This window comes from Streptomyces sp. TLI_053 (assembly GCF_900105395.1).
In the GTDB taxonomy this organism is placed as follows: Bacteria; Actinomycetota; Actinomycetes; order Streptomycetales; family Streptomycetaceae; genus Kitasatospora.
The window spans coordinates 8663888-8683738 of record NZ_LT629775.1 but is presented as its reverse complement, the minus strand read 5'-3'; the positions used below and the strand labels follow the sequence as shown (position 1 = coordinate 8683738).

Here is a 19851-nt window from a genome sequence, read left to right as displayed (position 1 = left end):
TGTCCCTGGACGCCGCCGACGGTGGCGCTGTCGTTGTTCCCGGTCGTGGTCGCGCCGGCCGTGCTCGGAGTGAGGGCGAGGGTCGCGGCGCCGGCGAGGGCGACGACGGCGGTAACGGCGCGCTTGAGGGTGCGCTTGGTCGAACTCACGATGTGCCTCCAGATTCATGATCCCCGATGGAGCGCCGATGCGGGAGCGTCCGGGTGGGGCCGGACAAGCGCGGCCCCGGTGAGCCGGGAGCCGGCCGACCTCCCGATCGGCGCCGGTTTCGAGAGTCGCCTCGTCGCCGGAGCCGCGTCCAGGCAGACGCCGTTGCCCGTACCGACAGGAAACGGGAAACGGTCCGGGAAACCTCGCCGACCTGTGCGGGTGGTCGGCGACAGAGAACTGATGCATCGTCAATAAGGAGATGAACAAGGGACGGAGAAGATTTACGCTTCCCGGCACTCGCGGGCCGCACTGCGGCAAGGATGAGGCGAGGATGAGGCGAGCGCGTCAACCTGAAGGGGGGCAGGATGAGGCAGGAGGCCGACGAAGCGCCGCAGGCTCCACCCGGTTTCGGGGCGGAGTTGCGACGACTGCGACACGAAAGGGGGCTGTCGCTCACGGCGTTGTCCCGGCTGGTCCACTACAGCAAGGGGTATCTGAGCAAGATAGAGAACGGCGGCAAGCCCGCCACCCTGGACCTCGCCCAACGGTGCGACGACGTACTCAGGGCCGATGGCGCACTGGTGCGGCTGCTCGAACCGGTCCGCGACCGCGCTGCGGTGGGGCGGGACGCGGAGACACCGGCGGAGGCAGCGGCAGACTCCGAGAGGGAGGTCGCGTCGGCGTCGCCTGTCGCGGACGACGGTCCGTGTCCCTACCCCGGGCTGGCGGCGTTCGGCCCGGACCAGGCCCGCTGGTTCGCCGGGCGTACCGACACCATCGCCGCCCTGCTCCGTCGACTCGCCGAGCGGGCCGGGCAGGGACCGTTGGCGGTCGTCGGGCCCTCGGGGGCGGGAAAGTCCTCGCTGCTGATGGCCGGCCTCGTGCCCGCGTTGCGCACGGGTGCACTGCGCGGCGAGGACGGGACAGAGCGGCGGGTGGTGACCTGCACGCCGACCGCGCACCCGATGACGGCCCTGGGCACCGCGCTGCGCCACGCCGACCAGGAACCCCCGATCGGGGCGGGCAGCGGACTGGCCCTGGTCGTGGACCAGTTCGAGGAGACCTTCACCCTCTGCACCGACGAGCAGGAGCGCCGGACCTTCGTCCGCTCGCTCTGCGCACTCGCCACGGCGCGGCCGGCCACGCTCGTGGTGCTCGGGGTGCGGGCGGACTTCTGCGGACGTTGCCTCGAGCACCCGGAACTCGTCCCGGTGATCGACCAGGGGCTGTTCGCGCTCGGCCCGATGACCACCGCCGAGCTGCGCGAGTCGATCACCTTCCCGGCGGCCGAGGCCGGGCTGCGGCTGGAGCCGGGACTGGTCGAGGTACTGCTGCGCGACCTCGGCACGCACGCCACCGGCAGCCCCGACCTCGGCAGCCCCGTTGTCAGCGGTCCCATTGTCAGCAGTCCCGATGTCAGCAGTCCCGATGTCGACAGCCACAACACCGGCGGCCACGGCGCCGGCAGTACCGACACCGGACCGCGCGGCGTCGGCGCGCAGCACAGCGGCGGTCCGGACGGTGCGTCGGGCCCCCGGCCGGGCTCCGCCGTCGCCCCCGCCGTCGCCCCCACTCCCACCGTGGCCCCCGGCGTTCTCCCGCTGCTCTCGCACGCGCTCCTGGCCACCTGGCAGCAGCGGACGGCCGACACCCTCACCGTGGACGGCTACCTGCGCACCGGCGGCATCCACGGCGCGGTGGCGGAGAGCGCCGAGCGGGTCTTCACCCGGTTCGGCCCGGCGGACCGGGAGCTCGCCCGCCAACTGCTGCTCCGACTGGTGCAGGTCGGACCGGAGGGCGAGGAATTCAGGCGCCCCGTGCCCAAGGCGGAGCTGCTGGCGCCGCTGCCGGGTCCGCCCGGGGGCCCCGACCGCCCCGTCCCACCCGGGAGCGGCCGGAACGAGGCCGCCCCGGTGCTGGACGCCTTCGTCCGGGCCCGCCTGCTGACCGTGGACCGCGACACCGTCGCCATCACCCATGAGGCACTGCTGCGCGCGTGGCCGAGGCTGCGCCACTGGGTGCACACCGACCGGGCCGGACTGCTGGTCCGCCGCCAGCTCGCCGAGGCCGCCGCCGACTGGGAGCGCGAACGGCGGGACCCGGCCGCCCTCTACCGGGGCACCAGGCTCGCCGCCGCCCGCCAGTGGGCCCGGGACCCGGTCCACCGGGCCGGGATGACCGGTTCGCAGGGCGCCTTTCTGCGGGCGAGCGACGAGCAGGAGGAGCAGCGCCGTGACAGCGCCCGGCGGCAGGCCCGTCGGGAGCGCCAACTCCTGGTCACCCTGGCCGGACTGCTCGTCGTGGCGCTCGCCGCCGGGGTGTTCGCCCAGCAGCAGCGCACCGCCGCGCTCGACCGGGGCCGGACCGCGACCTCGCTGGCGCTGGCCGCCGAGTCCGCCCGGCTCGCCGCCGGCCGCCCGGAGGCCTCGATGCTCCTCGCCGAGCGGGCGTTCCGCGTCGCACCGACGCCCGAGGCCCGGGGCGCCCTGCTCAGCACCCAGGCCCAGCCGTTCGCGGGTCGGCTCCTGGGGCACACGGGGCCGGTGAACAGTTGCTCGATCAGTCCCGACGGCCGGCTGCTGGCCACCGCCAGCAGCGACGAGACAGTACGGCTGTGGAGCCTGCCGGACCGTCGGCCGGCCGCGACCCTGACCGGGCACAACAGCGCCGTCCGGGCAGTCACCTTCAGTCCGGACGGGCGTCTGCTGGCTTCGGCCGGGTCCGACGGCACCGTCCGGCTCTGGGACGTCGAGCAGCGCCGGCCGCCGGTCGTCCTGCGCGGTCACGTCGGGCCGGTCCGCTCGGTCGCCTTCGCCCCGGACGGCCGGACGGTCGTCTCCGGCGGGGCCGACCGGACCGTCCGGGTCTGGTCCACCGTCGGCTGGGACACGCCCGCCCCCGACCGCCCCGCCACCCCCGGACCCACGATCACCGCACCGGCCACGACCTCCGGACCCACGATCACGGCACCGGCCACCACCGGACCGGCCACCGCCGCGCCCGCCACGACCGCCACACCCACCGCCACGCCCACCGCCGCACCCACCGCCGCCTGGGAGGAGCCGCCGCCCGACGCCCGTCTCCTCCTGACCATGACCGGCCACGACGGTGAGGTCCTGACCGTGGTCACCGGACCGGACGGCCGCACCGTCGCCTCGGCCGGCGCGGACCAGTCGGTGCGGCTGTGGGACACCGCCACCGGCACCACCACCGCGGTCCTGGGCGGCCACCGCGGCCAGGTCCTCGGCCTCGCTCTCACCCCGGACGGCCGCACCCTCGCCTCGGCGAGCGCCGACCGCACGGTGCGACTGTGGGACACCGCCACCGGCACCACCACCGCGACCCTCACCGGCCACAACGACGACGTCAACGCGGTGACCTTCGCGGACAACGGCGCCACCCTGGTGAGTGCCAGCGGCGACGGCGCGGTCCGGCTCTGGGACGTCGCCGGGCGCCGGGTCACGGCCACGCTCGGCGGGCACACCGACTACGTCCAGGGTGTCGCCGCCAGCCCGGACAGCAGCCTGCTGGTGACCGCCGGCTTCGACCAGTCAGCGGTGCTGTGGGACCTGGGAGCGGCGGCGCTCGCCCCGCACCCCTTCGCGGAGATCTCGCGCGCGGTGTTCAGCCCCGACGGGCGCACCGTCGCCACCGCCGGGGCCGACCGCTCGGTCCGACTCTGGGAGGTCGCGACCCGACGCGAACGGGCCGTGCTGGCCGGGCACGAGAGCCAGGTCCTCGGGGTCGCCTTCAGCCCGGACGGCCGACTGCTCGCCTCGGCGGGGTCGGACGGCACCGTCCGGCTCTGGGACCTCGCCACGCTGCGCGAACGGGCGCGGTTCACCGGCCACCAGGGCTCGGTGTTCGCGGTGGCGTTCAGCCCCGACGGCCGGCTGCTCGCCTCGGCCGGCGAGGACCGCACCGCCAGACTGTGGAGCGTCGAGGGGAACGCCGAGTGGGTGCTGCTCGGGCACGAGGACTTCGTCAACACCGTGGCCTTCGCCCCGGACGGCCGCACCCTCGCCACCGGCAGCGACGATCTGACGGTGCGCCTGTGGGACATCGCCGAGCGGCGGCCGACCGCCACCCTGACCGGTCACACGGGCGCGGTGCGGACGGTGGCCTTCTCCCCCGACGGCCGCACCCTCGCCAGCGGCGGCAACGACAGCGCCGTCCGCACCTGGGACCCGGCCGCCCACGGCCCGCGCATCACCTTCACAGGTCACACGGGCGCGGTGCGGGCGGTCGCCTTCTCCCCCGACGGCCGCACCCTCGCCAGCGGCGGCAACGACGGCACCGTCCGCACCTGGGAGGCTCCGACCGGCGCGCCCAGGGCGACGCTGACCGGTCTCGGCAGCGCCGTCTGGTCGGTCGACTTCAGCCCGGACGGGCGGTCGGTGGCGAGTGGCGGCAGTGACGGCACGGTCCGGCTGTGGCGACAGGACACCGGGGAGCGGGCGGCAGCCATCTGCGGGCTGCTCGGCCCGGTCGACCCGGAGCGCTGGTCGCGGCTGCTCCCGGGGCAGCCCTACCGCAGGGGATGCGACGGCGGGACGGGCTGACAGGGCACGGTCCCGGCAGCTCAACGGCGGTTTCCCGACGGCGTTTCCCGTTTCCCGCCGCGATGGGCGACGGTGGCCCGCTGGACGCCGTCCTGGCCGGCTTGCCAGGCTCGGACCACCCTCACGGCGCGCGCTGTCCGCCGCGCGCCCCGGCATCTGTCCGCGCGGCCGGAACCGAGCTGGAACGCCCTTGAACGCCATTGGCGACCAGCAGGCGCCCGGCCGGCACACAGCAGGACGAGAGGAGGCATCCGTGCGCTCGAAACACCCCACCACCAACCTGGCCGGCGTAGTACTCGCCCTGCTGGCCGGTCTCCTGACCACGACGGTCCTGGTGTCCCCCGCCTCGGCCTCCCCCGCGCCTCCGTCGGCGCCCACGGTCCCGTCGGCACCGGGCACAGCGGCAACACCGGGACCACCAACACCGACAGCACCGGCAACACCGGCAACACCGGCAACAGCCACGGCACCGGGCCCGACAGCCGCCGCCGACTGCGCGGCGCAGGGCGCCCCGAGCTCCGAGACCGCCGGCCGGGCCATCACCGCGGCCTGCACCCAGGTCGCCGCCGGCACCTGGTACACCTGGGGCGGCGGGCACGGCCCGACCCCCGGAGCGACCTACGGCTCGGTCGACCCGAGCGACCCCGAGCGCTCCCGCAACGACCCGTACCGGATCGGCTTCGACTGCTCAGGACTCGTCCGCTGGGCCTGGTCGCAGGCCGTCGGCCAGGACGTCGTCGGTCAGAAGGACGCGGCCGAGATCTTCGGCCTGCCCGGTCAGCGGCTCGGCACCGACACCGCCGCGCTGCTCCCCGGCGACCTCGTCTTCTGGGGCCGCTCCTGGGTGCACCACGTGGCGATCTACCTCGGCGCCGGCAGGATCGTCGAGGCCCGGGAGTCGGACACCCACCTCATGGTGTCCGACCTCACCAGCCACACCATGTCCGACTACGCGGGCGCGGTGCGCTTCGCACCGGGTGACCAGGGGGCACCGCCCGGCGGCACCACGACGCAGCGGACCTGGAGTTCGGGGGTGAACGTCCGGCCGGCGCCCTCCACCGCCGGCACCCCGGTGGCCGTCCTGCCCGGGCCGACCACGGTACGGGTCTCCTGCCAGGTGCACGGCCAGTCGGTCACCGCCGAGGGCTACACCAATGACGCCTGGTCCTATCTGCCGGACTACCGGGGCTGGATCAGCAACATCTACCTCCAGGGGCCGGCCTGGCTCACCGACGTCCCGGAGTGCAAGCCCCAGCCGGCCCTGCGCTCCTGACCCGACCGGGCCCCTCCCGGGACCGCCCCCGCCGTCCGGCCGGGGCGGTCCTCGGCGTCGTCCGGCCGGGTTGCTGCCGTCGTCCTGCCGCAGCCCCGCCGCGGTCGGGGGTCAGGGGATGTAGTAGGGACGGTGGTGGGCGGCCACCGGTGCGGACTGGTAGGTCCAGGCCCCGGCCGCGGGCGCGTCGCCGACCAGGCGGGCGAGATCGGCGACGGCCTCCCGCGCGTACCCACCGGAACCGGGCGCACCCCCCGAAGCGACTGCACCACCCGGACCAGGCGCACCACCCGGACCGGGCACACCGGTCGAACCGGTCCCGCCCGGGCCGCGCTCGCCGAGGGTGAGGCGTACCCGGTCGGCGGTGCGGGCGTCCAACGGGTGGAAGCGGTAGGGCTGGTGGACGGTGAGCGGGCCGGCCAGCAGTCGGCCCTCCTCGTCGGTGCCGTACCCGGTGACGGGGGTGTTGACGACCGGTTCGCTGTCGAGGCCGGCCAGGTCCGCCTCGACCGCGAACAGTTCCTCCTCGTGCCGGCGCAGCCCGTCCGGGCCGAGCGTGGCCCGGTGGCAGGCGACGGACCAGCGGTCGTGCACGGCGGCCGCGTTCAGCGAGGGCAGAACGGCGGTGAACCAGCCGGGGTGCTTGGGCTCGGCGTAGAGCCGGGTGCCGGCGTCGATGGCGAGCGGGTTGTCGCAGAGCACGTGGAGGCGGGCGATGCCGAGCAGCCTGGTCTGGTCGTGGCCCCGGGCGTACTGGCCGTAGTCGACGGCCGGCAGCCGGTCGGCGGCGGACCGGGGGTGGGCGATCACGTTGATCTCCACCTCCTCGGTGATCCCGCCGCCGGTCGGGTACTGGGCGAAGTACAGCTGGTAGTTGAGCGAGACGCAGGCGCGGCCGCCGAAGTCGGCCGCCGCCAGCGCGGGGTGACGTTCGGCGAGCAGTTCCTGGACGGGGCCGGGGTCGACCAGGTAGTCCACACCGATGTTGTGCAGGGCTCCGTAGTGGAAGGGGAGGTAGTACGGCTCCGGCACGGGTGGCAGTGGCAGGCCGGTCATGAGGGCTCCCTGGGCGAGGTCGGTGAGGGCGCGGGCACGGCGGAGGGGCCGGCGGAGAGGACAGCAGGGGAAACGGCGGACGGAACAGCCGGAGGAGGCACGGACGGACGCGGCGCGGTGAGCACCGCCGGGCCGTGCAGCACCGCCGGACCGCGGAGAACCGTCAGATCGTGGTGGGCCCGGTCGGCGCTGCGCAGGGCGAGGGCGGCCATGGTCAGCGAGGGATTGGAGGTGCCGAGCGAGGGCATCGAGCCGCAGCCGACGGCGTAGAGGTTGGGGTGGTCCCAGCAGCGCTGCCACTGGTCGACCACCGAGGTGGCCGGCGAGTCGCCCATGATGTGGGTGCCGCCTCCGTGGCCGGCGCCCCGGTAGCCGTAGGGCCGGCCGTCGTGCTCGAGCCGCCCGGGCCAGCCGGGGCCGGCCTCGTAGTGGGTGTGGTCCTCGGCGCCGAGCAGGGCGAACAGTTGGTCGGAGACGGCCCGGGCGGAGGCCATGCCCTGCCGGACGTACTCGGAGAGGTCGTAGTGGAGGGCCGGTCGCGGCAGGCCGAGCCGGTCCGGCCGGCTGTGGTCGAGGGTGACCCGGTTGGCCGGGTCGGCCGGCTGTTCCAGTTCGAACTGGAGCGAGAACTGACGGCCGAGCCGGTCGCCGAGGCGGTCGCGCAGGTCCTTGCCGCGGACCCCGGTGCGGAGCAGGGCCGCGGTCTCGACCTGGGGCGGCCGACCGGCCCAGGACCAGCCCCAGTTGCCGATCTCGATCCGGAACGGCGCGCGCCGGGCCCGGGCCCGGCCGAAGCGGAAGGCTTCCAGTCCGCTGGTGGAACCCGGCCCCCGGTAGGGCCCCGTCGGCCCCGGCAGCAGGCCCCAGGTGAGCAGGGCCGGATGGTCCATCAGATTGCGGCCGACCTGGTCGCTGCGGTTGGCGAGGCCGGAGAGGAGCAGCAGCCGGGCGTTCTCGATCGCGTGGGCGGCGAGGACGACCAGGTCGGCGTGGGCGCGGTGGGTGTCGCCGTCCGCGTGGTACTCGACGCCGGTGGCACGGCCGGTGCCGTCGACCAGGACCCGGCTCGCCACGGCGTCGGTGCGCAGCCGGACGCCGGGCGCCCAGCGGGCCTGGGTGCGCAGCGGGGTGTACTTGGCGCCGCTGGGGCAGGCCGGCACGCAGGAGGCGGCGCCCCGGCAGAGCGGTCCGGCCGGGTGCTCCGGTCGGGTGGGCCGGCCGTTGCGGGCGTGCGGGGTGGTGCTGACCTCGAGTCGGGCGTCCTCGTCGGCGGCCGGGTCGCGGACGGTCCGGCCGTCCAGGGCGCGGCCGAGGGTCCGGTCCAGGTGGGTGGCGGGGATCGCGCGCATCGGGAAGGCGTAGTCGGCGGGGATGGGCAGTCCGACGGCGGTGCGCTGCTGGTCGGCGTCGGCGGCGACGCCGAGCTCGTGTTCGGCCTGCCGGTAGTACGGTTCGAGGTCCTGGTAGCCGATGGGCCAGTTGCGGCCGTGGCCGAGGTCGGCGGTGCGGAAGTCCTCGGGGTGCATGCGCGGGGTGAGGCCGGTCCAGAGCAGGCCGGTGCCGCCGTTGGCCCGCAGGTAGCCGCTCGCGTAGGGCAGCGGGCCGTGCTGGCGGAGGTGTCCGGCGGCGGTGGACCCGCCGTCGGGCCGGCCGGTCAGGTCGTCGACGTCCGGGGACGGGGCGTCGGCGCTGCGGGGGTAGGGCGAGGTGGGGGTGCCGCCGCCGGCCGCCAGGTACGCGGCGGCGGTGGTCGCGGCGTCCGGGACGTCGTGGCCCGCTTCGAGGACGAGGACGCGGTGGCCGTGCCCGCCCAGGCGGTGGGCCACCAGCGAACCGGCGAAGCCCGCGCCGACCACGATCACGTCCCAGTGCCGCCGGGTGTCCCGGGTCATCGGCCGGCCCCGCCGTCCCGCGGAGGCTCGGCCCAGCTGCCGTGGCCCGGGGCGGTGCTGCCGGGGGCGGCGCCGTGGAACGTGCGCCACATCAGGCCCCGCTCGTGGGCCCGGGGCGAGGCGGGCGGCTCGTCCGGCCAGGCACCGACGTACCAGAGGTGGACCAGGGCGTGCTCGTCGCGGACCCGGTGGGCGAGCAGGGTGCGGTGGTGTTCGTGGGCCATGCCGGTGTCGCGCAGTTCGCTCTCGTCGAAGCCGGTGAGTTCGGCGGAAAAGCGGAGGAAGTCGGCGAAGTCGGTCAGCTCCAGGAGGTCGCCCGACGCGGGGAAGCCGTAGGCCGCGCGGTCCGGCTCGTCGGTCCCGGCTCCGGGATCGGGACCCTCGGCGACCGGTCCCGAGAGGCGGTGGTGGTAGTCGTCGAACCCTGGCAAGCCGGCACCCCCATGGTGAGCAGGTCGCATCGCGTCGCGTCGCATCACGTCGCATCACGTCCCGGACATGACAGCCGGGTGGGCGCTCCGCGTCCGACGGCCGATCGGGCGCACTCCCGATCGTCCCGGAACCGATGCTGCCCCGTTGCCGGCGCCCGGAGAACCTTCGACCACAATCGATCGATCACGACCGCCTCGCCATGGTCTGGCCGTTATTTTGCGATCGATTGCTTATCGGACCACCCGCCAGAACGACCGGTCCCGACCGGTCGGGTACATCGCCCGGGTGGCGCAACGCAGCGCGCGGTCTTCCCGGTCGGCTGCGATCTTCGGAGCACGCGCGGGTCCACCGCGCGCCCCGGTGCCGAGCCCTGGAGGCCCCGATGTGGCAGGCTCCCCCCGCCGCCGCCCCCTACCCGAACGAATGGCTGCCCGCGCTCGACGTGCCCGCCCCCGGACCGCAGAACCGCCTGACCGTACTGTTCCGGCTCCTGCTGCTGATCCCGCAGTTCATCGTGCTCTGGGTACTGTCGGTGGTGGCGTTCGTGGTCACGGTCATCGGCTGGTTCGGCGCCCTCGTCCTCGGCCGGCTCCCGGTCTTCGCCGCCGACTACCTCTGCGCGTACGTGCCCTACGAGACCCGGGTGAACGCGTACCTGATGATGACGACGGGCAGCTATCCGCCGTTCGCGTTCCGCGTCCCCGACCACCCCGTGCAGGTCGGCCTCAGGCCCGGGGAGCTGAACCGGCTCGCGGTGCTGTTCCGGATCGTGCTGGTCGTCCCGGCCGCCGTGGTGCAGGGGCTGCTCTACGCGGGCTGGTGGGTGGTCGGCTGGATCAGCTGGCTGGTGGTGCTGGTCCTCGGACGGATGCCGCAGCCCCTGTTCGAGGCGACCGCCGCGGTGCTGCGCTACCGGATGCGGTACATGGCCTACCTGGTGATGCTCACCTCGGCCTACCCGAAGCGGCTCTTCGGCGACGAGCCCGGCTCGGATCCCGAGGGGACGGTGTCGGCGACCCGGCCGCTGGTCATGAGCGGCGCGGGCCGGGGGCTGCTGGTGCTCTTCCTGATCCTCGGCCTGGCCTCCGGGGTGACCAGCTCGGTCACGACGACCGTGAACGATGACGACGACGAGGTCAAGAACGTCACCGGCCCCCTGCTCCCCGGTCCCGTCCTCCCGGGGCCCGTCCTCCCGGGGTCGTCGTCCCGCTGACGGCACGACCGTTCCCAGCCGGAGGAGCGCGCCGGAGCAGCACGAGGAACGGGAAAGCCGCGGCGGCGGGATCGCTCCCGCCGCCGCGGCCCGTTCCGGTCCCCGTCCGCACTGCCCACCGGACGGGGCGACCGTCAGAAGGTCAGGTTCCAGGCGTCGACGGTGCCGACGTCGCCGGAGGCGCCGTCCTTGACCCGCAGCTTCCACGTCCCGTCGGCCGGGCTCGCGGAGGCGTTGACGGTGTAGGTCTTGGCCACGTTGTCGGCGCTGTCGCTGTCCGTGAAGTCCTCCAGCAGGTAGACCGTGCCGTTCGGCGCGACCAGGGAGAGGACCAGGTCACCGCGGTAGGTGTGCTTGATGTCCACACCGACCTTGAGCGCGGCGGGGGCGTTGCCGCCGACCCCGGTCACGGCCAGCGGGCTGTCCACCGTCGCGTTGTCGGTGATCGCCACGTCCGTCAGGTTCTCGAAGTACTTGCCGGTGGGCGGGGTGCCGCCGCCGACCGCCTTGAGCGCGTCGACCTGGCCCTCGCCGAAGAAGGCGTTGTTGGCGGTGGTGCCGGTGCAGCGGCTGTCGGAGGGGCACGCCACGTCGTTGGCCTGGGTGGCCAGGCGGGCACGGATGTCGGCCGGGGTGAACGTCGGGTTGGCGCTCGCGATCAGCGCCGCGACACCGGTCACGTGCGGGGAGGCCATCGAGGTGCCGCTCTTGGTACCGTACTTGCCGCCGGGCAGCGTGGAGTACACACCGGTGGCGCCGTCACCGCCGGGCGCGGCGACGTCGATGACGCCCCGGCCGAAGTTGGAGTACGAGGCCTTGCCGGTGCCGCTGGCCATGGCCGACACGGTCACCACACCGGGCAGCTCGGTCGGGATGTCGATGCAGGCGTTGGTGATGGTCCGGGTGACCTTGGTGGAGTCGTTGGGGCTGTCGCTGTCGGTGGTCTTGTTGGCCAGGTCGTAGTTGGAGTTGCCGGCCGCGGCGACCTGGAGCGAGCCCTTGCCCTCGGCGTAGGCCTGGGCCCGGCGGACGCCCTCGATGATGGCCGCCTGGTCCAGGTTGTCCGGGCAGTTGAACTGCCACGGGTCGGTGTAGTAGCTGTTGTTGGTCACCTTGAAGCCGTGGTCACCGGCCCACACGAAGCCGCAGACGGTGTTCTCGGCGAAGAACAGGGTGCTGGTCGGCTCGGCGATCCGGACCGAGGCGATCTTGACGCCGGGGGCCACGCCGATGACGCCCTTGCCGTTCTTGGCGGCGGCGATGGTGCCGGCGACGTGGGTGCCGTGGGTGTCGACGTCGCGCCAGGCACCGGTGCGGGTGTCGGCCTTGCCGTAGGCACAGGAGGCGGAGTCGGCGGCGTCGAAGTTGGGCGCCAGGTCCTGGTGCTGGTCGTCGACGCCGGTGTCCAGCACGCCGACCTTGACCGTGGACGAGCCGGTGGAGACGGCCCAGGCCTGGTCGGCCTTGATCTGGGTCATGTCCCAGCGGTTGGACTCGGTCAGCGTGGTCGCCGACTGGGCGGGGTTCGCGGGCAGCGCCGGGTTGTAGGCGTCGGCCGGAACGTCCGAGGTGCGGGTCGCGCCGACCTGCTGGACGCCGGCCGCCCCGCGCACCGCGGCGGCGAAGCCGGTGCCGGTGGAGTGGGCGACGACGACGCCGATCGCGTCGTAGCTCGCGAAGACGGTGCCGCCGTTGGCGGTCACCGCGGACTTGGCGGCGGCGACGTCGGCGGGGGCGCTGATCACCAGGTAGGCGCGAGTCCCGGCGGCCCAGGCGGCGGCGACCGCCGGTGCCTGCGGGGCGGCCTGGCTCTGCGGAGCGGCCGGGGCGGCCGGGGCGGCCGGGGCTGCCGGGGCCTGGACGACGGGGGCGGAGGCGGGCGCGGCGGGCGCCGCGACGGCCAGGGTCGCGGGGGTGGCCAGGGCCGCGGCGGCCAGCAGGGCGAGCGCGGCGGTGGGGCGGCCGACCCGCCGGGATATCAGGGGTGACACGTGCGTCCTCCGATCGGGGCCCGTGCGTGAGGGGATCACACGGGGGTTGAACGCAACATGCCAGAACAGCAAGCATTTGGGGAAGGCTTTACGCGTGACCTGTTGTCACAAACGTGTCAACGTTTGATGTCTCCCCGATTGCCCCTGTCATTCCGGTCATCCCCACCTGCGCGGAACCCGGGCAGCCGGCACGCCCGGCCGCAGCGATCGGCACGGGTTCCACCCGCCGGGGCGAGCCGCGGCCACCGCACCGTCGGAGCGGCCGAATCCGCTCTCGGCGGACGACCCCGGAACGGACCCCGTCCGGGCGCCAGAATGAGCGGATGGGCACTCACGCGGCAGTACGTCGACTGGACCTCGGCCACTTCGTCCGACCCGCCCCGGAGACCGGCGGTCCCCGACCGCGGGTCGAACCCGTGCTCGCCTACCTGGTGCGGCACGACCGGGGGCTGGTCCTCTTCGACACCGGCATCGGTGCCGTCGACCCCGGGACCGAGGCCCACTACCGGCCCAGGCGCAGACCGCTGGAGGATGCCCTCGCCGCCGCGGGTGTCACCCTCGCGGACATCTCCCTGGTGGTGAACTGCCATCTCCACTTCGACCACTGCGGCGGGAACCCACTGCTGGGCGGCACGCCGATCCTGGTCCAGGCCGTGGAGTTGGCCGCCGCCCGCCGGGGCGGACACACCGTCGACGAACTGGTCGACTTCCCCGGCGCGACCTACCGGGTGGTCGACGGGGAGGCGGAGGTCCTGCCCGGGATCCGGATCCTCCCCACCCCCGGGCACACCGACGGGCACCAGTCGCTCGTGGTCCGACAGGACGACGGGACCGTGCTCCTCGCCGGCCAGGCCTACGACTTCGCGTCCGAATTCTCCTCGGACCACCTGGCCCGCCACGCGGCCGGCCAAGGCGTCGAACCGCCGCTTCCCGGCTACCGGCCCTGGCTGGACCGGCTGGCCGACTTCGACCCGCGGCGCGTCCTCTTCGCCCACGACTGCTCGGTCTGGGAACCACCCCGCCCGGGCAGCTGGGACCACCCGCCCCGGCCCCTTCCGCATCACCCCGAACGGGACTGACGCCGCAGCTGCGACGGCGACTGCGACTTCGCCTGCGGCTGCGGCTGCGACGGGCGGAAGGCTGGACGACCGGGAGGCCGGCCGACCGGAAGGCACAGGAGTTCACCGGCGAGATACTTCAAGCTTGCATTGCTTCATCTTGAAGCTTGTTCCCTGGGTAGCATGACCGCATGACACCGCCCCCGGATGTGCCGGACGAACGGGTCCGGGCCGAGCGGGCCCTCTGCGGCCTGGTGAACGGGCTCGCCCAGCGGATCGGCGACCATCTGCGCGAGCACGCCGCCGGGCTCGGGCTCACGGCGGCCCAGGCCACCGCGCTGCGCGAGCTGCACGGGCCGCTGACGATGCGTGAGCTCGCCGGGCGGATGAGCTGCGAGCCCTCCAACGCCACCTTCGTCGTCGACCGCCTGGAGCGGCAGGGGCTGGTCGAACGGCGCCCCCACCCCACCGACCGGCGCGCGCGGCACCTCGTCCTCACTCCCGCGGGCACCGGCCTGCGGGAGCGGCTGCTGGCCCTGCTCGCCGCAGACTCACCGCTGGCGGGGCTGGGGCCGGAGCAACGGCTGGCGCTCCAGGAGCTGCTCGAGCAGGCCCTCGCCCGACCCTGAACCCTGCCCTGGGACCGACCCTGAACCTGCCCCGAGCCCTGGCCCGAGCCCGGCGCTCCGACGGGGTCGGCCGGGAGCCGGCCGTCGCCGGGGCACGGGCGCCCGTGCCCCGGCGACGGCCGACGGCCACCTCAGAGGGCGCGCAGGTGGGCCTTCACCACGTCCAGCACGCCGGTCCGCTCGTGGGTCAGGTAGAAGTGGCCGCCGGGAAAGACCTTCAGGTCGAAATCACCCGTGGTGTGAGCGGCCCAGTCGCCCGCCTGGTCGAGGGTCACCCGGGGGTCGTTGTCCCCGGTCAGGGAGGTCACCGGCACCCGGACCGTGTCCTCCGGCGCGGCCACATAGGTCTCGATGGCCGTGTAGTCGCCGCGCAGCGAGGGCAGGATCATCTCCCTCAACTCGGGGTCGGCCAGCAGGCGCTCGTCGGTGCCGCCGAGCCTGGCCAGCTCGGCGAGCAGCCCCTCGTCGGGCAGCAGGTGCACCGCGGAGTCGCGCGGCTCGGACGGCGCCCGGCTGCCCGAGACGCACAGCCGCACCGGACCGGCCACCTGGTCGCGCTCGAACCGGCGGGTCACCTCGAAGGCGATCGCCGCCCCCATGCTGTGCCCGAAGAGGACCAGCGGTCGGTCCGCCCACGGCCGGAGCGCGGCGTAGACGCGGTCGGCCAGCTCGGGCAGCGAGTCGAGCGCCCGCTCGTCGATCCGGTCCAGCCGGCCGGGGTACTGGGCGGCGAGCACGTCCGCGTACGGCGACAGCTCGGCCGACCAGTCCCGGAAGAAGCCCGCCGAGCCACCGGCGTGCGGGAACATCACGACCCGGGCGGGCGCCGTGTCGAACGGGTGGAAACGGCGGAACCAGAGGCTGTCGGTGACGGCGGTGGGGCCGGGCATAGGGTGCGCTCCCTCGCGACTGACTGATCGGCAGGACGGTCTTCCCGCACAGTCTCCCCGGCCGACCCGCACCCACGTCAACCGCCCGCCGGAGGAGGATCGTCCGGCCACGGCCCATCGGCGCTCCCCGGCCGGTCCGGAAGGCCGTCGCCGCAGCGCTTCGACACTCCCGCACTTCGGCCGACCCCCGCGAGCCTTCGGTCACCCCCCGGCCGCCACCGCCTCGCCGCGGCCGAAGCGCGCCTCGGCCGCCCGCGAGCGGGACCGGCCGTCCAGCAGCAGTACCGACGCCGCCTCCGGCACCGGCGTCCCCGCGGCGCCCCGGGTGTGCGCGGTGAGCGCCGCGAGCAGCCGGTCCAGGCCCCGGCGGTGGCGGGCGAAGACCCGGTTCGAGGCCCAGCGGCCGCGGGCCCGCTGACCGGCCAGGGCGGTCGCCGCCCCGACGTCGAGCAGGACGAGGTGCAGCTCCCGTCCCTGCCGGGCGGCCTCGCGGGCCAGCCAGCGGCGCATCCACGCCCGGCTGCCGCAGTCGTGCACCAGCAGTGGCCCGCCCCGGCGCAGCGAGCGGCGCAGCAGCCGGAAGTGCTCCAGCCGGGCCCACGGACGGTAGACCGCGTACGGCAGGCGGTCCGGCATGACGGCGGCGCAGGCCTCGTGCACGGCGCGCGGGTCGACGGTCGCGGCCTGCGGCGCGCGGGCGGACCAGCGCCGCAGCAGGGTGCTCTTGCCGCTGCCGGGCAGCCCTGACACCACCACGACCGCGTCGGCCGGGTAGTGCACGACGAACGGCTCGCCGGTCACGCCGCGCAGGTCCACCGGTCCCCGCGGTTCCATCCCCGCCTCCGCCGTCCGGCCCGCGCCCGGCGCGACAGCCCCCGCTCCGCCCGCGCCCGGCACGACCGCCCTCGCTCCGCCCACGATGGCCGACCCGTCCATACCGCTCACCCGTCCCGTCCGTGCCCGACCTGGAACGATAACAATCCACGCCGCCGGCTCCCGCCGCGGTTCCCGGCCCCGCCCCCGTTGCCGGTCCGGCACGGTCCGGCACGGCCCGGCGACGGACGGCCCGGTGCGGCCCGGAGACGGACGACCGGGCGTCCGCCATCACCGTCGTGGCACTCGGCCCCGACTGCCGGGCCGAGGACACCGCCGCAGTCGCCGAGCTGCACGCCCGCCTCGATCTGCTCCTCCCCTGCCTTCCGGGCACTGAGCGAGCTCGCCCGACCCCGGGCCGGACGACCGGTACCAGGAGTTCACCCCGGCCGAGCCGCGCGCCCGCTCCGCCGTCGCGGACGCCCGACGATCTGCAGCAACTTCGTCGCCGAACCCCCGACCGCCTCGCCCGGCCCGGCGGCGGGCCTCCGCCCGGGGCGAGCCGTCCGACCCCGGCGCCCCCGAACGGCCCCGCCCGGTGGCGGTCGGCACGGCCCCGGGTCCTATGGTGGTCGCCGTTCATGATGCACCGTCAGATTCCCGGACCCCCTCCGGGACGGGTGAAGGGCTGTACGTGACAGAGACGCTGCGGGCCGGGACGGGCGGGGCGAATGCCGGGGCGGCGGACGCGACGCACACCGGGCTGGTGCTGGCCGGGCTGGCCCGGGATCCGGGGCGGGTCGCGCTGCGGTACGGGGAGCGGTCGTGGACGGCCGCCGATTGCCTCGCGGACGTGTACCGGCTCGCCCGGGCGCTGCGCTCCACCGGGCTGGGGCGCGGTGACGGCGTCACCCTGCTGACCGGGAACCGGCCGGAGGCACTGCTGGTGCGGCTCGCCGCGAATCTGATCGGCTGCCGGGTGGCGCTGCTCCCCACCGACCGGCCGCTCGCGGAGCTGATCGCGCTGGCCGGGTCGGCGGGGACGGACGCGTTCGTGTTCGACCCGGCGGGGTGCGACGTGGCGGCGGCCGGTGTCGCGGCCGCGCTGCCGTCGGCCCGGCTGCTGGCCCTCGGTCCGGGCCGGCTCGGTCCCGGCCCACTCAGCCCCGGCCCACTCAGCCCCGGCCGGCTCGGTCCCGGCCCGCTCGATCCCGGCCGGCTCGGCACGGATCTGACGGCGCTGGCCGAACCGCTGTCGCCCGAGCCGGTGGCGCCCCGGTTCCGGCCGCAGGACGTCATGGCGATCCGCTTCACCGGCGGCTCGACCGGGCGACCGAAGGGGGTGCTGCGCCGATTCGCCCGGCCGCCGCGCCCGGAGCTGGTCGCCGGATCGGTCTTCCTGCTCTGCACGGCGCTCTGCCACGGCGGCGGGACGACGGCCGACCTGGCCCTCGCGGCGGGCGGCACCGTGGTACTGCAGGACGGCTTCGCGGCGGAGGAGGTCCTGGCGGCGATCGAACGGTACCGGGTGACCCGGGTCTACCTTCCGCCGCACCTGCTGTACCGGGTGCTCGACCACCCCGCGCTCCCCCGGACCGACACCGGCAGCCTGCGCCGCATCACCTACACCGGCTGCCCGGCGGCGCCGGAGCGGCTGGCCGAGGCCACCCGCCGGCTGGGCCGGGTGCTGCACCAGACCTACAGCCTCACCGAGTGCGGCCCGGTGACCCGGCTCACCCCGGACGAGCACCTCGACCCCCGGCTGCTGACCACGGCCGGGCGGCCGCTCCCGGACACCGGCGTGCGGATCCTGGACGAGCACGGCCGCCCGCTGCCGACCGGCGGCGTCGGGCGGATCTGGGTGAGCACGCCGACCGTGATGCAGGGCTACTGGCGCGATCCCGGTTCGACCGCGAGGGTGCTCCGGGACGGCTGGCTGGACACCGGTGATCTGGGCTCGCTGGACGGCGCGGGGTATCTCACGGTGTCCGGGCGGCGCGATCCGGTGGCGATCGTCGACGCCCACAACGTCTTCCCCCGGGAGGTCGAGGGGCCGCTGCTGACGCACCCGGCGGTGCGCGAGGCGGTCATGTTCACCACCACCGACCGGGACCGGCTCCAGCACGCGCACGCCGCCGTGACGGTCGATCCCGGCAGCGCCGTGACGACGGCCGAACTGCGCCGCTGGGTGCGGGAGCGGGGCGGGCCGGCGTGCGAGCCCGCGACGGTCCTGGTGCTGCCGGACATCCCGCTGTCCGGGACCGGCAAGCCGGACCTGGGGGCGCTCCGGGCCCTGGTACCGGACCCGGCCGACCCTGCGGCACCTGCCGCACTCGCAACACCCGCAGCAGCCACAGCAGCCGCAGCAGCCACGTCACCGATGCCGCCCACAACACCGCCGCCACCCGCGGCACCGGTGCCGACGGCGCCAGGGGCGCACGGCCCGGCGTAGCGCACGCCGTTCGTGCTTCGACCGCCCGCGTGCACCACCGTGCGCGGGCGGTCGGCAGGCGGAACCGCCCGTGGACACTCGACCTCGTCGGCCGGTCTGCCGATATCCCCGGCGGCACTCCCTCGCGCCGTCCCCCTGGAGGCACCTCCCGTGACCTGGCTCCGCGTCCTCACCGCCGTCGGCATCCTCGCCGCGGCGGCGAGCGCCCTGCTCGTCTTCGCCCTCTGCACGGCCGCCGGCCGGGGCGACCGGATCGACCGGGGGGACCCCGACGGCGATCTGCGCTCGGACGCCGAACGCTCGGGGCTGATCCGCCGCATGACCGACGGGAGCTGACGGCCCGGCGACCGCCGCCGCTCCGACCGCAGGGGCCATCGGCCTCACGCCCGGCACCGCCGTCGGCCTCACGCCCGGCACACCGCTCTCGGCCGCGCTCTCCGCACCGCTCTCGGCATCGCCGTCGACACCGACACCGGCATCGACACCGGCATCACCGTCGACGCCAGGACACGATGTGTCCTATGGTGAACACAGTGTCCTGCCGGTGCGCCCGGCACACGGCACCGGACCGCCGCGCGCCGCCGCGGCCACGCCCCCGAGCGAAGGAGCACCCCGGCCATGGCCGAGACCCTGACCACCGCCAAGGCGGACCTGGTCGACCTCGCGCAGCGCAGGATGCGCACCGCGATCCCCGACAACGACTGGACCACCCGTCAGAAGCTGGCCCTCACCTGCCGCATCCTCTTCGAGGCCGGCCACGACTCCGGCCTGGCCGGCCAGATCACCGCCCGCGCCGAACGGCCGGGCACCTACTACACCCAGCGGCTCGGCCTCGGCTTCGACGAGATCACCGAGGAGAACCTCCTCCTGGTCGACGAGGACCTCGAGGTCCTGGAGGGCGACGGCATGGCCAACCCCGCCAACCGCTTCCACAGTTGGGTCTACCGGGCCCGCCCCGACGTCACCTGCATCATCCACACCCACCCGCCGCACATCTCCGCCCTGTCGATGCTGGAGACGCCCCTGGTCGTCTCGCACATGGACCTCACCCCGCTCTACGAGGACTGCGCCTTCCTGGAGTCCTGGCCCGGCATCCCGGTCGGCAACGAGGAGGGGGAGATCATCACCGCCGCGCTCGGCGACAAGCGGGCCCTGCTGCTCGCCCACCACGGCATGCTGGTCGCCACGGCCGGCGTGGAGGAGTCCTGCACCCTCGCCGTGCTCTTCGAGCGGGCCGCCCGGCTCCAGTTGCTGGCCTCCGCGGCCGGCCGGATCCGGGAGATACCCGCGCCGCTCGCCCGGGAGGCCCACGACTGGACCTCCACCGCCAAGCGCAGCCAGGCCAACTTCGCCTACTACGCCCGGCGCGCCCTGCGGGCCGGGCACGGCGACGCGCTCGGCACCGGCACCGCCGGCACGACCTCCGAGGGTGGTGCCTGA

The 19851-nt window shown here is 74.9% G+C and carries 14 protein-coding genes; 8 read left to right on the top strand and 6 right to left on the bottom strand.

From position 1 onward, the window contains the following. Positions 1–515 precede the first annotated feature (515 nt). A complete protein-coding gene (locus tag BLU95_RS36135; RefSeq protein ID WP_093863701.1) occupies positions 516–4712 on the top strand; it encodes an nSTAND1 domain-containing NTPase in 4197 nt (1398 codons plus the stop codon). 253 nt (positions 4713–4965) lie between these two features. Then, complete coding sequence (locus tag BLU95_RS36130) at positions 4966–5985, top strand: NlpC/P60 family protein (protein ID WP_231978060.1); 1020 nt, start codon at positions 4966–4968, stop codon at positions 5983–5985. 111 nt (positions 5986–6096) lie between these two features. Here the strand turns inward: BLU95_RS36130 and BLU95_RS36125 are convergent, their stop codons facing one another. The 3 genes from BLU95_RS36125 to BLU95_RS36115 are packed head-to-tail and all read right to left on the bottom strand — an operon-like array spanning position 6097 to position 9364. Then, entirely contained in the window at positions 6097–7041 is a 945-nt protein-coding gene (locus BLU95_RS36125) for a hypothetical protein (RefSeq protein ID WP_093863700.1), read from the bottom strand. Further along, positions 7038–8933 (bottom strand): GMC family oxidoreductase, encoded by a 1896-nt coding sequence (locus BLU95_RS36120; protein ID WP_093863699.1) that lies wholly within the window; start codon positions 8931–8933, stop codon positions 7038–7040. The genes BLU95_RS36125 and BLU95_RS36120 overlap by 4 nt, the downstream gene beginning before the upstream one ends. Further along, entirely contained in the window at positions 8930–9364 is a 435-nt protein-coding gene (locus tag BLU95_RS36115) for a hypothetical protein (protein ID WP_231978059.1), read from the bottom strand. Before BLU95_RS36115 ends, BLU95_RS36120 begins: the two co-directional genes overlap by 4 nt. A 383-nt stretch (positions 9365–9747) precedes the next feature. Between BLU95_RS36115 and BLU95_RS36110 the strand changes: the two genes are divergently transcribed. Then, positions 9748–10578, top strand: coding sequence for a DUF4389 domain-containing protein (locus BLU95_RS36110; RefSeq protein ID WP_093863698.1), 831 nt, complete (start codon positions 9748–9750; stop codon positions 10576–10578). Between the two features lie 134 nt (positions 10579–10712). Here the strand turns inward: BLU95_RS36110 and BLU95_RS36105 are convergent, their stop codons facing one another. Beyond that, a complete protein-coding gene (locus BLU95_RS36105) occupies positions 10713–12569 on the bottom strand; it encodes a S8 family peptidase (protein WP_502689761.1) in 1857 nt (618 codons plus the stop codon). A 323-nt stretch (positions 12570–12892) separates the two neighbouring features. Here BLU95_RS36105 and BLU95_RS36100 point away from each other — a divergent pair, with 323 nt between their 5' ends. Next, positions 12893–13648, top strand: coding sequence for an N-acyl homoserine lactonase family protein (locus BLU95_RS36100; protein WP_093863697.1), 756 nt, complete (start codon positions 12893–12895; stop codon positions 13646–13648). A 170-nt stretch (positions 13649–13818) separates the two neighbouring features. After that, complete coding sequence (locus tag BLU95_RS36095; protein WP_093863696.1) at positions 13819–14256, top strand: MarR family winged helix-turn-helix transcriptional regulator; 438 nt, start codon at positions 13819–13821, stop codon at positions 14254–14256. Between the two features lie 131 nt (positions 14257–14387). Here the strand turns inward: BLU95_RS36095 and BLU95_RS36090 are convergent, their stop codons facing one another. Both BLU95_RS36090 and BLU95_RS36085 read right to left on the bottom strand, forming a co-directional pair. Beyond that, positions 14388–15146, bottom strand: coding sequence for a thioesterase II family protein (locus BLU95_RS36090; protein ID WP_093863695.1), 759 nt, complete (start codon positions 15144–15146; stop codon positions 14388–14390). A gap of 201 nt (positions 15147–15347) precedes the next feature. Further along, complete coding sequence (locus BLU95_RS36085; protein WP_231978058.1) at positions 15348–15980, bottom strand: AAA family ATPase; 633 nt, start codon at positions 15978–15980, stop codon at positions 15348–15350. A 673-nt stretch (positions 15981–16653) separates the two neighbouring features. Between BLU95_RS36085 and BLU95_RS36080 the strand changes: the two genes are divergently transcribed. From BLU95_RS36080 to BLU95_RS36070, 3 genes are all read left to right on the top strand, one after another. After that, a complete protein-coding gene (locus BLU95_RS36080) occupies positions 16654–18411 on the top strand; it encodes an AMP-binding protein (RefSeq protein WP_159425142.1) in 1758 nt (585 codons plus the stop codon). 150 nt (positions 18412–18561) lie between these two features. Then, positions 18562–18747 carry a hypothetical protein gene (locus tag BLU95_RS36075; protein WP_093863692.1) on the top strand — a complete coding sequence of 62 codons (186 nt, stop codon included), beginning with the start codon at positions 18562–18564 and terminating at the stop codon, positions 18745–18747. A gap of 282 nt (positions 18748–19029) precedes the next feature. Then, a complete protein-coding gene (locus tag BLU95_RS36070) occupies positions 19030–19851 on the top strand; it encodes an aldolase (RefSeq protein ID WP_093863691.1) in 822 nt (273 codons plus the stop codon).